Source organism: Spiribacter onubensis (genome assembly GCF_040838425.1).
Classification (GTDB): domain Bacteria; phylum Pseudomonadota; class Gammaproteobacteria; order Nitrococcales; family Nitrococcaceae; genus Spiribacter; species Spiribacter onubensis.
Window position 1 is genome coordinate 222,192 of sequence record NZ_JBAKFI010000004.1, and the last position, 15,045, is coordinate 237,236.

General features: G+C 66.1%; 11 protein-coding genes. 6 read left to right on the forward strand and 5 right to left on the reverse strand.

The window, feature by feature from the left end:
* Positions 1-20 precede the first annotated feature (20 nt).
* Genes V6X63_RS08820 through dsrO form a run of 3 tightly spaced genes read right to left on the reverse strand, consistent with a single transcriptional unit; the run spans position 21 to position 4,952 of the window.
* Positions 21-3,095 (reverse strand): tetrathionate reductase subunit A, encoded by a 3,075-nt coding sequence (locus tag V6X63_RS08820; RefSeq protein WP_367978671.1) that lies wholly within the window; start codon positions 3,093-3,095, stop codon positions 21-23.
* On the reverse strand, positions 3,088-4,194 hold the full coding sequence (gene nrfD / locus V6X63_RS08825) for an NrfD/PsrC family molybdoenzyme membrane anchor subunit (protein ID WP_367966235.1): 1,107 nt from the start codon (positions 4,192-4,194) through the stop codon (positions 3,088-3,090). Before nrfD ends, V6X63_RS08820 begins: the two co-directional genes overlap by 8 nt.
* Entirely contained in the window at positions 4,191-4,952 is a 762-nt protein-coding gene (dsrO, locus tag V6X63_RS08830; protein WP_367978672.1) for a sulfate reduction electron transfer complex DsrMKJOP subunit DsrO, read from the reverse strand. The genes nrfD and dsrO overlap by 4 nt, the downstream gene beginning before the upstream one ends.
* An 88-nt stretch (positions 4,953-5,040) precedes the next feature.
* Between dsrO and V6X63_RS08835 the strand changes: the two genes are divergently transcribed.
* A complete protein-coding gene (locus V6X63_RS08835; RefSeq protein WP_367978673.1) occupies positions 5,041-6,858 on the forward strand; it encodes a PhnD/SsuA/transferrin family substrate-binding protein in 1,818 nt (605 codons plus the stop codon).
* Positions 6,855-7,448 carry a response regulator gene (locus V6X63_RS08840; protein WP_367966232.1) on the forward strand — a complete coding sequence of 198 codons (594 nt, stop codon included), beginning with the start codon at positions 6,855-6,857 and terminating at the stop codon, positions 7,446-7,448. Before V6X63_RS08835 ends, V6X63_RS08840 begins: the two co-directional genes overlap by 4 nt.
* On the opposite strand, the gene V6X63_RS08845 is transcribed toward V6X63_RS08840, so the two are convergent.
* Positions 7,445-8,239, reverse strand: coding sequence for a transporter (locus V6X63_RS08845; RefSeq protein ID WP_367978674.1), 795 nt, complete (start codon positions 8,237-8,239; stop codon positions 7,445-7,447). The two genes, V6X63_RS08840 and V6X63_RS08845, sit on opposite strands and share 4 nt — an antisense overlap.
* A gap of 143 nt (positions 8,240-8,382) precedes the next feature.
* Between V6X63_RS08845 and V6X63_RS08850 the strand changes: the two genes are divergently transcribed.
* On the forward strand, positions 8,383-9,066 hold the full coding sequence (locus tag V6X63_RS08850; protein WP_367966230.1) for a response regulator transcription factor: 684 nt from the start codon (positions 8,383-8,385) through the stop codon (positions 9,064-9,066).
* A 21-nt stretch (positions 9,067-9,087) separates the two neighbouring features.
* Here the strand turns inward: V6X63_RS08850 and V6X63_RS08855 are convergent, their stop codons facing one another.
* On the reverse strand, positions 9,088-10,005 hold the full coding sequence (locus V6X63_RS08855) for a LysR substrate-binding domain-containing protein (protein WP_367966229.1): 918 nt from the start codon (positions 10,003-10,005) through the stop codon (positions 9,088-9,090).
* Positions 10,006-10,165: 160 nt separating this feature from the next.
* Here V6X63_RS08855 and V6X63_RS08860 point away from each other — a divergent pair, with 160 nt between their 5' ends.
* The 3 genes from V6X63_RS08860 (at position 10,166) to V6X63_RS08870 (ending at position 15,039) form a co-directional block, all read left to right on the forward strand.
* Positions 10,166-10,480 (forward strand): DUF1127 domain-containing protein, encoded by a 315-nt coding sequence (locus V6X63_RS08860; protein ID WP_367978675.1) that lies wholly within the window; start codon positions 10,166-10,168, stop codon positions 10,478-10,480.
* 93 nt (positions 10,481-10,573) lie between these two features.
* Positions 10,574-11,863, forward strand: coding sequence for a metallophosphoesterase family protein (locus V6X63_RS08865; protein WP_367978676.1), 1,290 nt, complete (start codon positions 10,574-10,576; stop codon positions 11,861-11,863).
* Positions 11,863-15,039, forward strand: coding sequence for an ATP-binding protein (locus V6X63_RS08870; protein ID WP_367978677.1), 3,177 nt, complete (start codon positions 11,863-11,865; stop codon positions 15,037-15,039). The genes V6X63_RS08865 and V6X63_RS08870 overlap by 1 nt, the downstream gene beginning before the upstream one ends.
* Positions 15,040-15,045: the final 6 nt, after the last annotated feature.

The following is a 15,045-nucleotide window of genomic DNA, read 5'->3' on the forward strand; positions in this document are numbered from 1 at the left end:
GGCAGGCCGGCCGCAGGCCGTTAGCCCACTTTTTCAATACGCGCGGGCAGCGCCTGTCGGACCGATGCGCCGGTCACCCAGTCCACCCAGGCGTTGCCCGAGCTATGGGTGGGGTCGACGAGCCCCAGATCATTGAGGTTGACGCCGGCACCGATGGCCTCGTCGCCGGGGAGTGGCGTGCCGTCGACTGTATGGGTGCGGGCGCCGAGCTCGCGGTGGCCGTAGCCATGTTCGATGGCCACCGCGCCGCGCTTGACGCCGTCACGCAGCAACGCCACGCCCTCCACCGAGCCACCGGGTGTGACCAGACGGACCCGGTCACCGGTCTGAATCCCGGCCGCCTCTGCGTCTCGGGTGTTGATCCCCACCGGGTTATACGGGTGGATCTGCCGCAGCCTCGAGGCGGCGATGGAATGCGGGCTTTGTAGATGCGACTTGTAAGAAGTAAGGCGTAGCGGCCACTGGTCCACCGGATAATGCCGCTCCACGCGTGAACCGTCGGCGAAGCGCGGCGGATGCCAGGTAGGACAACCGGTAAAGTAATCGCCCGTCAGCGAATGCCGGTTACTGCCCACCTTTTCGTTCCAGATCGTCGCCGGCCGCTGCCAATGCGTCACCGGGCCTGCATCCTTCGCGGGTGCCTCACCAAACCGACCGCCACGGCAGAACACGTAGGCCGCCCGACGCCACTCCTCGGGCTTGAGATGCGCCTGCAACACCGGTGCGATCCGATCGACGCCGGTCAGCCGCATGTCGTCCTCCGCAGCCTCCGGCACCGGACCACCGTCCCAGGCCACATTGGCTGCCCCGCGCAGGTACCAGTCAGCCGCGGTGTTGAGCGGGTGCAGATTGCCATCGGCATCGGGAATCGCGTTGTCCCCGAACCCCGGCAGCCCAAGCCGCTTGGAAACCGCAATCAGGAACGCCTCCATGCTGATCGGTTCGCCGTCGGCGGTCTTTTCGACCCGCGGCTCGACGACGGGCCAGCGGGCACTGGTCATGCGCTGCTTGACGCCGGCCCAGGCCTTGGAGAAGCCCCATCCCTCGTAGGTCACCAGATCCGGAACCAGATAGTCCGCATAGGCGTTGGTCTCGTTGATGAACGGCTCGATACCGATAATGAGCCCGATCCGGCCCGGATCCTTGAGGCGCTGGTCGATCGCCTCGCGCAGCCCGGCCTGGCCGTAGATCGGGTTGCCCATATGATTGATCCAGATCTTGGCCTGGTAGGGATAGCCTTCCAGGGCCGAGCAGAGATGCTCGGTGAAAAGCGGGGGTGAGACCGGATACCACGGCGCCTTGGCTGGATAGGGATTGCGCCCCGACTCGACCTTGCGGCGGAACTCGCTGCTCGCCTCATAGGTGGTGCGGCTGCGCGACAGAAAAATGCCCTTCGGCCCGATCTTGCCGGGGAAGTTGGCCATGTCGTAGCGCTCGCCGGCGCCGGTGTTGGTATAGGGCTTGCCCTTGACGAAGGTCCCGCCCGGGGCATTCAGATTACCCACCATGGCATTGAGCATGACGATGGCATACGAGGTATAGAAGGCGCTGCCGTTCATCACCCCGCCGTGGGTGTTGATCACCGCCTGCTTGCCGTAACTGGTGAACTTGCGCGCCAGGGCCTCGATGGTGGCCTCCGGGACATCGCACTCGGCGCTGTACTCGGACAGCGTCAGCCGCCGCGCCTCGTCGGCAAGCCGCTGCATGGCGGACTTCACCGTCACGGTGGATCCATCGGCGAGGACGACCTCCCGCGTGACGAACAGCTCCGCCGGCCGCGGCATTGTATGTGCCATCCATTCGCCACTAACGGCATCGACGACCACCGAGTCGCCGGCGCTGTCGGTCCAGCCCAGATCACGGCCGCGGAGGATGCGACCGGTCAGCGCATGGTTCTCACTGCTCACCACCAGATGGGTGGCATTGCTCCAGCTCGGTTCGCCCGCAGCTTCCTGTGCGGCGGGACCGGGCTGGATCAGGTAATCGCGATCGTATCGCTCGTTATCGATGATCCAGCGGATCATGGCCATGGCCATCGCCGAATCTCCGGCCGGACGAATCGGGACCCAGTTGTTATTGCCGCGGGTCGCCAGGCTTGAGGAGTTCGGCAGCGAGGGCGCCACCACCACATACTCGAAGCGCCGGTCGGTACGGGCGCTGGCAAGCTGACGGCCCTGCTGTTTGTAGGGGTTGCCGGCATGCGCGGGGGCCGTCCCCATGAAGATGACGAAACGGGCACGATCCCAGTCCGGCTTGGCATGGGTGAAGCCCTTCATGTCATCGAACAGCGCTCCGGAACCCACCCGGTAGCCCAGGCCGCAGTAAGAGCCGTGATGACCGAAGTTGCGCGTCCCGAAGGCATTGAAAGTAAAGCGCTTGACGATCGCCCGGCGGCCATCCGGACCGGCGTCGGTGACCAGCAGACGGTTCGCTACGGGGCCGTACTCCGGGTTTTCCGGATCCATCAGCGTCTCGGTATCGTGGATGGCGCGCAGGCCATCCACACGGCCCTCACCGAACAGGTCGCCGCCCTCGGTGACCTCCTCGATAAGCTGCTCGAAACTGATCGTCTGCCACTGCCCGCTGCCACGCGGCCCGACCCGTTTCATCGGCCGTGTGATGCGCTGGGGGTTATCCAGCAGCTCAAGCATCGCCGCACCCCGGGCGCAGGCCGCCGAGCGCCCCTCGATACCAGGATCGCCACCGAGACCGGTATAGGCCTCCCGTACCGGAGCATCGTAGACCTGCGGCTTTTCATGGGAGAGCGGATGATAGGGGTTGCCGGCGATCCGAAGCACGCGGTTATTCACTGTGTCCACCCGCGCCCGGATACCGCACTGAGTCCAGCAGCCGAGACACTGGGTCAGGCTCACTACCTGACCCTCGGCCGGTATGAGCTCGCCGGTCTCGGCGTCGATGCGGAATTCCGGTGGCAGGGCGTTACCGGTAATGCGGTCTGTGGTCGGTTCGCCGGCACTGCCACTGAGCAGCCCCTGGGCTGCCTTCTTGACCGGATCCACGTAGCCCGCGCCGAACACGCCCAGGCCACCCAGGGCCGCACTGCCCTTGAGAAGGTTGCGGCGCTTGTTATCCATGAGCCACCTCGCTCATTTTCATTGATTCGTTGGCGGCCTCACGGCCGGCGATGATGCCGGGGAGGACCATCATCACCGCCAGCCAGAGACCAAAGATGCCCAGAATGCCGAGCAGCCCATCGCTGCCCAACGGCAAGTGGTAGGGATAGAGCCCGGCGCCATATTTGGGCACCGTCTGCACATCCATCAGGACCGCCCAACGGAACGACCAGGCGGCCAGAAGCGCCAGCGGCGCCATCCACCAGGAGAGCGCCACGCCCCGGGGCGTACGCAGCATCCACAGCGCCGCCACAAGCAGCGAGATGCCGACGCCCACCGACAGCGCGAAGACGATACGCCAGTAGGCGAACTGTCCAATCAGGCGCGCGAAGGCCTGGAACGACACTGAATCCGTGATCCAGCCGCCCGCTGCCCAGCCCAGCGCACCCGCCCCGGTGCCCAGCAGCGCGAGCATGAACAGACGCAGCGTGAAACGCTGGTCACCGGCGGTGGCTCTGAAGATCCGCGCCTGGGCATAGAGCATCGCCGCCAGACTCCCCATGAACGCGGTCATCGCCAGGTTCAGGATGAGCCACTCGGTGTGCCAGAGCGCCCGGGCCTTGACGATCATCACCTCGGAGCCGGTATAGACCAGAATGCCGATCGCGCCGATGATCATGAGCGCGGCGAGCCACGGCCTCAGGCGCCGACCGGACCAGTGCCCCGCCGTCCAGAGCGCCAGCCACCGGGGCGCCCCCTGCTCTTTGAAGCGCTCGCGCTGCCAGAGGACCCAGTAGCCAATCAGCCCGGTCATGAATACCGGCAGAATCAGCGCGCCCAGAGACATCCATGACCAGGGGGTGATGTCGGTATAGAAGTGATAGAACCGACCGGGCTGATGCAGATCGGCGAGCAGGGCAATCGGTGCGACCACCCCCGTGGAGACCGCCACCAGCAGCGCCGCGGGCTGAAGCCGCTGCCAGCGACCACCGCGCAGGAACTCACCGGCGCCGGCAATGATGGCCGCGGTGGCGGCGAGGCCCACGAAGAAGAAGTACTGCACGGCCCAGGGCAGCCAGGCCACTTCCTGCTGCGGGACGATGATCTCGGCGACATTCATGATACCGCTCCCATCACGCCGCCATGTTCGGCGTCGAACCACAGCCCACTCTCACCCTGGATGCGCTCGATGAATGCATCCGTCATGCCGATGTAGAAGACATGGGGCCGCGTATTGAGCTCCGGCTTGAGCACCTTGATATCGTCGTCGTTCTCGCGCAGGACCTGGTTGATATGGCTATCGGGATCGTTGAGGTCACCGATGATGCGGGCACCACCCACGCAGCTCTCCACGCAGGCCGGCAGCAGACCGGCCTCCAGGCGATGGACGCAGAAGTTGCACTTGTCGGCCACCTGGGTGTCGTGATTGATGAAGCGCGCATCGTAAGGGCAGGCCTGGACGCAGTAACCGCAACCGACGCACTGGTCACTGTCCACGACGACTATGCCGTCCTTGCGCTGCCAGGTGGCCTGCACGGGGCAGACCGGCACACAGGGCGGATTGTCACACTGGTTGCACAACCTCGGCAGCATCACTGCCGCGGTGTCCTCGGAATCGTTATCCTTGACCTCGTACTGGTGCACGATGGTACGGAACTGGCCGACAGGCGGCTGGTTCTCGATCGAGCAGCTTACGGTACAGGCCTGGCAGCCGATGCAGCGGCGAAGATCAATCGCCATGCCATAGCGCTTGCCGGGATCGCCGCCGCGACGAGACGGCTGATCGTTCAAGCCAGCCTCCACATCGGCGAGCGGCACCACGGCGGCGCCGGCACTGATCGCCGCCTTGCCCAGGAACTGTCTGCGGGATGGATCCATGATGCGACTCCGTACTAAAACGCTGAGCTCATCATCCGGCCTGCGCGTCCCGCACCGAATTGTGGAAAACCACAAGGCCGGACCGACCTTGATCTGGAACAAGCGATATTCAGCTTTCGCGCAAGGCCGGCGCTTTCTGCGCGTCATCGTGGCGCTGGCGCTGATCGGTCATGGACTGGCGGTGGCGCAGATGACACAGCGCCCGAACCAGCCGCCCCCGGTGGATGGCGGGCCCGTGATCATCGGCATCCTGGCGCCACGCGGCGAGGCTCATGCGCTCGCGCAGTGGCAATCCACCCTGCAGGCGCTGGACGAGGCCATCCCACGCGCCTCGTTTGAGCCCCGCGCCCTCACGCTGGAGGGCATTGCCGAGGCGGTCGCCAAGGGGCGCATCGATTTTGTGCTCACCAACCCCGGGCAGTTCGTCCTGCTGGGCACGCCCTATGCGTTGAGCTGGCTGGCCACGCTGCGCTCCAATCCGGCGGATTCGGCGCGAGAGGCCCTGGGCTCGGTCCTGCTGGTTCGCGAGGACGCACCCTACACGAGCGCCCAACAGCTCATCGGGAAACGCGTTGTCGCCGTGCATGAGCAGGCCTTCGGCGGCTACCTGCTGTTGTTGCCACAGCTCGAATCTGCCGGCATCAACCCGGGAGAGCTGGACCTGGCGTTTCTCGGCTATCCGGTGGATGCCCTGCTCTATCAGCTCCGGGACGGTCAGGCTGAAGCGGCGATCATGCCGGTCTGCATGCTCGAGCAGATGGCCGCCGAAGGTCTGGTAGCCCCTGAGGACTACCGCGCCCTCATGTCCAACGGGAAGCTCGGTGGATGCCTCGCCAGCACCCCAGCCTATCCGGACTGGACCTTTGCCGCTCTGCCGCATGTCTCCGAGGCGCTGGCCGCCGATGTGGCCCGCGTGCTGCTGGACATGGAAGGCCCCGGGACTACTCGCTGGGGCGCACCGGTATCCGCTGCCCGGGTCGCCACGCTCTTCGACGACCTTAGACTGCATCCGCTGCAGGAGCCCCTGCTGGACCGGCTTGGCGACACCCTGCAGCGATACTGGCATTACACGCTGTTCGCCGTCCTGCTGCTGTTGGGTGGGCTGCTCTATCACGCCTGGATCCAGCGTCAGGCGCACCGGCATGGCCGCGCCCTGCAGTCGACCCAGCTGGCGCTGCGCGAGCGCGAGCGCGAGCTTGCCAGTGCCCAGAGCCTGAGCGTTTCCGGTGAGCTGGCGGCAACCCTGGCCCACGAGCTCAATCAGCCTTTGGCTGCGATCCGGCATTATGCCGAGGGCGGACGCCTGCGACTGGAACGCCAGGCGCCGGACAGCCCACTGCTGGAGCCATTCTCCCGCATCGGCAGGGAGGCCGCCCGCGGCGCCGGCATCATCGAGCAGGCAAGGCAGTGGATCAGACGCGAACCGCCGGAAATCGAACGAGTACCGCTGAAAGGTCTGCTCCGGGACGCCGTCGCACTGGCCGAACCCAGAGTCCGCCGGCTCGCCATCGCACTCGACTGGAAAGTCCGGCCCGCCGATCTCGCGGTCCAGGGCAATCGGCTTGCCATGGAACAGGTCCTTGGCAATCTGATCGATAACAGCCTGGATGCCTTCGAGGCCGACCGGCGGGTCGGCTGGATCCGCATCGACGCCGAATACGATGCCGAACTGGCGCAGGTGACGATAAGGGTTGCTGATAATGCCGGCGGTTTCGACGCCGAGCGCCTGTCGCAGCCATTCATGCCACTGGACAGCAGTCGCGCCGAGGGCCTTGGCCTGGGGCTGGTCATCAGCCGGCGACTCATGCAACGTCAAGGCGGTGCCATTGAAATCGGCAACCATGCACGCGGCGGCGCCGAGATCCGACTCATGCTGCCGGCCAGTACCGAGGATGCCAATCCATGATCAATGCCCTGCCCGTTCACCTGGTCGATGACGATGCCGGCGTAGCCGAGGCTTGCCGCTACCTGCTCGAAGGCCTCGATCTGGATGTGATCTATTGGTCGCGAGGGGAGGATTTCCTGGCCGGTGCCAACCTGCAGGAGCCCGCCGCGGTCATTCTCGATATGCGCATGCCGGGGCTTGATGGCATCGCGGTGCATGAGCGTCTGCGGGCCGGGAGTGCCTGCCTGGGCGTCGTCATTCTCACCGGTCATGGCGATGTCGATCTCGCCGTGGATGCCATGAAACGCGGCGCGGTGGATTTCCTGCAGAAACCTGTGGGCGCCGAGGCCCTGCAACAGGCGCTTGCGACAGCATTCGACCGGGCGAGGGATTATGCGACACACCGGGATATTTCGGCCCGCGCCGGGCAGCTCAGCGATCGCGAACGCGAGATTGCCCGCTGCGTGAGCCAGGGCATGACCAACCGGGCCATTGCCGATGCGCTGCATATCGCCGTGCGCACCGTGGAGGTCCACCGGGCACGCGTGGTCGAGAAGATGGGAGCGGCCAACAGCGCCGAGCTCGCGGCGCTATGGCAGCGGATTGACTAGAAGAAGCGCACCAGTCTGATCTGCAATGCGTCATCCAGCTCGAGGGCGCTGCTGTCATCCACCGGCCGCTTGTAGCTGATGTTCAGCCGGGTCCGCAGTGACAGCGCGAACAAGCCCCAGAGCCCGTACCGCTCGCGATTGATGGAAGGCCCCCACTCACCGCCGTCCACGCGCGACTCGGCACCGCGTTCGATATAGTAACTCGCGGCGAGGGTCACGGCGCGATGCGGACGCCAGGCCAGCGAACTCTGATAACTGATGTAGGGCTTGACCTCAAGCGTGGTGGGATCCGCCGGCCGGAGACCCGCGCGGCTGACCGCGACCCGCTCGCCGATATACTCGTCGTTGTCACCGAAGACCATCACATCAGCGGCCAGATTCCATTCAAAGTGCTCGCCAAGGCGCTGCTGACCACCGGCCTGGAGTATGGCCGCATAGCGATTGCTGCCCGGGTTGAGGTTGGCTCCGAGGGTGCGGCTGGCCTCGTATTCGCCGGTGGGGGCGATCAGATAACCGGCCATGCCGACGTACTGCCCCTTTTCCCGGTCAGCATGGGGCCAGACCGCCAGGGCCAATGCCAGATCCCCGGCGCCCCTGCCCGGATCCAGGTCGAATCGGGACGAAGCCTCGCCACTGACCCTGTACTCAACCAGCGGCAACTCTCCGTAGGCATAGGCTGGCATGCCCGCGAGGTCAAAGCCGTGACCCAGCCTCAGGTTGACGTTGCGCCGCTCGATCCGGGCTGTACCATCCCCACGACCACGCACAACCACCCGGCCATGACAGGGCATCGGGGCAGCGGGCGTTGTCTGCTAAACACAGGTCATCATCCGCAATTGCTCAACCCTCGACATTATGGGTGACAGGTTTGGTAAGTTCCAGCAAGCGATGGCGCGATATACTGCACCAGAAAAGCATTGTAGGGACACAGGCAATGATCGATGCACTGGTCGTTGAAGACGAATCCGAATTGCAGGACGCAATCGTCACCACGCTTCAGATGGAGGGCATGCGGGCGGTTGGGCTGTCGTCCGTAGAGGCGGCGGAACGCTGGCTGTCAACCAACCAGACGCTGACGATACTGCTTGATCTTACACTGCCGGGCGTCGGTGGGCTTGAATGGCTCAGATCACATCGCCCCGCCCAGAACACGGGCCTGATCATCATCACCGGTCATCCGTCGGCTCGGGCGCGGGTCGAGGCGCGGACGCTCGGAGCGGATGATTACCTGCAGAAGCCGCTGAATCTGGAGGAGGTGACGCTGACGGTGCGAAACCTCATCCAGCGGCTGCCGCGCACCAACCAGTGGACCCTGGATCTATTGAACTGGACACTGGTTCCGCCCACTGGCCAGCAGGTGCGGTTGACGGCCTCGGAACTCGGCTTTCTGCACGCACTCGCGCGAGAGCCGGGCAGCGCCGTGGACCGGCGTGAGATCATCCGCTATCTGGGTGCCAACGAGAGCAGCTACGACATGCGGCGTATGGAGGTGCTGGTCCGACGCCTGCGCAGCAAACTCGAGGAAGAGACCGGCGAAGTCAGTCCCATCCAGACCGCTCGGGGAGTAGGCTACTCGTTCACCGCGGCGATCCGGGTCGCCGAGCGGCCCGATGGCTGAGGTGGACATTCACCGATCCGGTCAGGCCGCCGCTCCATTGGGCGTCCCGGCGAAGTAGTCCACGACATGCTGGGCCAGTGCCTCGACGGCGGCACCCCGAGCCGGCATACGCAGCAACAGCACCTCATAATCGCCCAGGGGGGAAAGCCCGGCTTCCTCCTCTTCGATGACTCGCAGCGGCGACTGCACCAGACCGCGGGGGAAGGGGGTAATGGCGATATCCTGGAGGATGGCGGCCTCCTGCGCGCTGGTGTGTTCACAAGTATAGGCGATCCGATAGCGATGCCCACTCCGGTTGAGCGCCTCCAGCGCCATGCGCCGCCAGGCGCAGCCGCGGTCCGCCACCGCGATTGGCAGCGGGGATCGCTGCAGGGCAACTCCCCCCTCGCGCCCCGTCCAGACCAGCGGCTCGCGATAGATGGGTTCGGCGAGCGGATGCGGGCGGTTACCCGCCTCGGCAATCAACAGCGCGATATCCAGCTCGCCGATATCCAGCCGGCGCATCAGATCGGGACTGCGCCCCACCCGGACGTTGACCTGGACCGCCGGAAAGCTCCGACTGAACTGCGAGAGGATGCCCGGAAGAACCCGCGTCCCCAGATCATCCGGTGCGCCGAGGCGTACGGTGCCACCCACCTGCGGTGAGAGGAACTGACCCACCGCCTCGTCATTGAGCTCCAGGAGCTGCCGGGCATACCCCAGCATGGTTTCGCCCTCCGGCGTCAGATGGACCTGACGGGGTTCCCGGACGAACAGGGCGCGGCCGAGCATTTCCTCGAGTCGCTTGATCTGCATGCTCACCGCAGACGGCGTCCGGTAGATCTGCTGCGCGGCCCGCGAAAAGCTGCCGGTCTCGGCAATCGCCAGGAACGTGCGGAGGATCTCCATATCGAGGAGGGGGAGCCCCTGCGGCGAATTGGGGGACGTGGGTGTGGACATCGCGGTCTCCCGAGGATGGCCATATGGATCAACGAAATTCACTCTAAAGTTTATTCTTTTTCAGTTGCCTGAACAAACTCCCACAGAGACAATATCCACCACGGACGGCGAAGACGTCCCGCAATGCACATTCAGCACAACTGAACGGAGGTGAAGCACTATGGTCGGCCAGACAAATCGCCACGACACCGAAATCTACATGCCGGCCATGCCGCCGATGGGCCTCTCGCGGGCCATCGGCCACTGGCTGCGCAACCGTCTCCGCAACCGTGCCGCCGAGTCGCTGAGCCGCCTCAACGGGCATCTGCTTGATGACATCGGTGTGAGCCGCCAGGAGGCTCGGCGGGTCAGCGAGTATCAGCTGACGCGCATCTACTCGCAGCCCCTCGGCCAGATCCGGCTGGTCAAGCGCAGCGGCGCGCCGGCCGAGCGGCATGAGCCAAAGGCCCGTATGTCGCGCGAAACCCGACAGTAGGTTTCGAAACGGCAAAGCTGGATCGACCGCCGGTGCACTCCCGCATCGGCGGTCGACTTGTTTAACACGGCTGGATCTCGGAGCATTGGTGCAATGACCATCAAGCTCCTTGCCGTTGGCGATCTGCATCTGGGCCGTCGTCCACCCCGGTTGCCGGAGAACCTCTCGGCACGAATCGATGATTTCTCTCCCGCGACCGGCTGGGAACGGATCATTGATCTCGCCGTGCGCGAGCGCGTCCAGGCCGTACTGCTCGCCGGGGATGTCGCCGAATCCACGCAGGACTATTTCGAGGCGCTGCCGCGACTGCAGGCCGGTGCCACCCGATTGAACGACGCCGGCATACCGTTGCTGGCGGTCAGCGGCAATCACGACGTCGACATCCTCCCCCGTCTGATTGACCAGGTCCCCGAGGCCCGTCTGCTGGGCGCCGGCGGTGAATGGGAATCCGTTGGAATAACAGGCGATGGAAATGGTGATGCCGAGCAAGTCACCATCTGGGGCTGGTCATTTCCAGCGCCACGCGTCACCGAGAGCCCCATCGCGACCCTGCCCGCACCGCCGGACCGGGGCCCCCATCTGGGGCTGCTCCACTGCGACCGGGATCAGTCGCAGAGCCCCTATGCACCAGTCACCACCGAGCAACTGCGTAATACCGGCTTTGACGGCTGGCTGCTTGGCCACATCCATCAGCCGGACGCCCTGCATGCCGGGCAGGCCATGGGCTACCTGGGCAGCGTGGTCGGGCTGGATGCCGGCGAGCCCGGCCCGCGCGGCCCCTGGCTCGTCGAGATCCGCGATGGCCGCATTCAACGCCTCGAGCAACGTCCCCTCGCACCCCTGCGCTGGGAACGCCTGGACGTGGACATCACCGGTGCCACCACCGGGGCGGCGGTGGCGACGGCGCTCAGCCGGCGTCTGGAAGCACTCGGCGCTGACCTGACCCGGGGGGCGGACTGGCCCGACCTGACGGCCCTGCGCGTCAGACTGACAGGCGAATGCAACCTGACACGGGAAGCCATCGAGGCCGAACTGCCCGACAACGGACGGGCAATGGGGTTGCCAGGAACCGGGCAGATCCAGTGGTTTCTTGAACACCTGCGAATCGATACACGCCCCACCATCCCGCTGTCCAGACTCGCCGAGCGCGATGATCAGCCGGGGCTCCTCGCCCGTCGACTGCTCACGCTGCAGCGCGCCGGGGACGATCCGGAGAGACGGGCATTACTCGAAGCCGCCCGGCAGCATCTGCAGTCGAGCATGACCGACAGTCGCTGGCGACAGCTGCCCGGCGATGATCCCGATCCGGAATCCATTGCCGTCTGGCTGCGTGAGCGCGGCCAGGACGCCCTACGGGCCATGCTCGCCCAGGAAGCGGACTGATGCGGCTCACCGGTATCGACATCCGCCAGTTGCCGGGCATCGACCCGGTACGGCTCGACGACTTGCAGGCGGGCATCAATTTCATCGTCGGGCCCAACGCCATCGGCAAGAGCAGCCTGATCCGGGCCCTGCAGTATGTGCTCGGCGATCCGCGGCCGGGCGACCCGCCGGCATTATCCATCACCGCCCGATTCCGCGATGACACCCATCGCTGGGAGGCGCAGCGCAACGGGCCGCATCGCCGCTGGCTGCGCGATGGCGAGCCGGCCGAACCGCCCCCATTACCCACCGCGGATGCCCTGCATTGCTACTGGCTGCGGGCGGAGACCCTGATCTCACCCGATGGCGAGAGCGAGGCACGACTCGGCCGACGGCTCCGCGAGGCGCTGGCCGGGGGCATTGACCTGGAGCGCGTCCGTACCGAGGCCGGACTCGCGCCAGCCTCCTTCCCGCAGAACGAGCGCCGCGCCTGGCTGAAGGCCAGGGACGACCGTGAAGACACGGAACGACGCTATCGAACCCTTGATCAGCAGCGTCAGCGCCTGCCCGGACTCCAGCAATCACTTGATGAGGCGCGCGCCGCCCAGAGTGGCCTGGAACGCCTTCGACAGGCCCGTCAGCTGAGGGCGGCGATCGACACGCGCCGGGCAGCGGAAGCACACCTTGCCACGTTCCCGGCCGTCCTTGAGGCGCTGCATGGCGACGAGGGTGAGCGTGTCGATCACCGTGAGCGCGACATCCAGGCATTGCAGCGAGAGATACAGGCGCTGGAACAGGAACAGGTGCAGCTGCAAACCGCGCTGAAGGCGACCGGCCTGGCCGAGCAGCGACCCGAGCGCTCGCTGCTCACCGAATGCCGGATGCGGCTGGACGAGCTGCGCCGTGCGGAGCAGTCACGGCGGCATACCGCCGAGGCACTGGCCGCCGCCCATGCCGAGCGCGACCATGCATCAACCGCCCTTAACAGCGACGATGAGCACTTACCTTTATTTGACCCATGGCATACCGACGCCCTCGGTGAGGCCCTGAAGGCCCATCGAGACGCCCGACAATGGCAGGCCCGCATGGAATCCCCCGAGGCCGGTAAGGGCGACCGGGCGATCCTGCTACTGACCGCCACGGCGGCGGCCGGCGGCATGCTGGGCGTGGTCTGGGGCCTACTCACAGGCGACCTGCTGACCATCGGTGCAGGAAGCATCGCCGGCATCGCAGCAATCGGCGCGGTCATTCGGGCCTACACGAGGGCCCGGCCGGACGGTCACGACTTCTCCACGCCAGTGGCCGAGGCCCGGGCTCGTCTCGATCAACTGCGCCGCGAGAGTGGGCTTGAGCATCTGGACTGCGAAGACCTCGGGCTGGAGCGCTTCATGGATCTGGTGCGTCAACTCGACCGGGCCCGCGCAACGCATGAGCGCGAGGCCGCCAGGCTGTCCGAGCAGGATCAGCAGATCGCGGCGGCGCAGGCGCAGTTGCATGAGCGGCTGGCGCCCTGGGGGCCGATCACCGCCACCGACACCGTCGCTCTTCAGACAACGGTGGAATCACTGGCCGACCGACTGGACCAGGCCCGCGAGCTCCAGACAAGGCTCGATGAGATGTCACGGCAGCATGAGCGCCTGACCGCCGATCTGGATGCACGCAGAACCGAAAAGGCAATGATCTACGCCCGGGCGGAGCTGCCAGTGGATGACCGGACCGGCCTCGCCGCCCGGCTCACGGCCCACGGTGAATTCACCGAAGCACGACGGAGACTGGATCAGGCCAGTTTTGCGGAGCAGCAGCTGCGGACTCCGCTCGCGGAGCATCCGTCGCTGGTCGCATGGGCCGAGCAGACGGATTCGGCAGAGATCGGCGAGGCCATCGACCGCCAGGCCGAAAAAGCCGCCCGAGTCGAAGCGCTGACCGGGGAAATCACCAGGCTCAAGGCCGAAGTCGACCAAGCCGGCGGCGATGATGCCCTTGCCAGCGCCATTGCCGAGGAGAGGGCGCTGGGGGAGTCGCTCGCCGACAAGCGGGCCACCCGAATGCAGGCCGATCTGGGCGACTGGCTCCTCGCGGAAGTCGAGGCCGATTACCGGGCACGCCACGAACCCGGGCTGATCCGCGACGCCCGTCACCGCTTCGAGCAATTCACCCGGCACCAGTGGTCGCTGGAGGTGGACAGCAGCCATCAGCCCGTCGCCCGCGACCTGCGTCAGGACATACGGCGGCCGCTCACGGCGCTCTCCTCGGGTACGCGCATGCAACTGCTGCTCGCCGCCCGAATCGCCTGGGCCCGCGATCAGGAGGGCAATGGCCCGCCTCTGCCACTGGCGCTGGACGAGGCATTGACCAACACCGACGCCGACCGGTTCGGCGCCGTCGCGCGCAACCTGGCTGCGCTCGCCGACCGTGAGGGACGACAGATCCTGTATCTCACCGCGCGACAGGAGGATCTGTCACTCTGGGAGCGGACCACCGGCCACCCGCCGCACTGCATCGACCTCGGCGCCGTACGGGGAGTCGCCGAGCGGGCATCGGCCCAGGCGCCGGTGAAGCTGCCGGACGCACCACCGGCACCGGCGGGTATGGAACCTTCGGAATATGCCGGCATTCTGCAGGTACCCGCAGTTGACCTCCGGGCCGATGCCGGAAAGATTCACATCTTCCACCTGCTCCGTGACGCGCTGGATACCCTCCACGAGCTGATCAGCCAGTGGCGTGTGAGCCAGCTGGGACCGCTGGCGAACTGGCTGGAGACACCGGCGGGACGCGAGGGATATGGCGGGCTGAGCGCCGGCACCGCGCTCGCCGACCGGATCGCCGTGGCCCGGGCCTGGCATGGGCTCGCCAACCAGGGGCTGGGCCGCCCCGTGGATCGAGGCGTCCTGATCGCGGCCAGGGCCTTTTCCGACCGCATGGTGGAGCGCGTACAGGAAAAGGCCGAGACCCTCGATGGCGACGCCGAGGCCCTGCTGACGGCCTTGCGAACCGGCGAAGTCCCCCGCCTGCGCCAGGATCATGTCGATACGCTGGAGGCCTGGCTGCTCGAGCATGGCCATCTGGACAGGCGTCCACGGCTCGAGTCCAGCGCCATCACCCGTCAGCTGCTCGACCGCCTCGGCCATCGGGTCGACCCCACACTCATCCAGCAGGTCAGCGCATGGCTGGCGGCCGGGTCTGGGGGACTCGTATAGTACGCC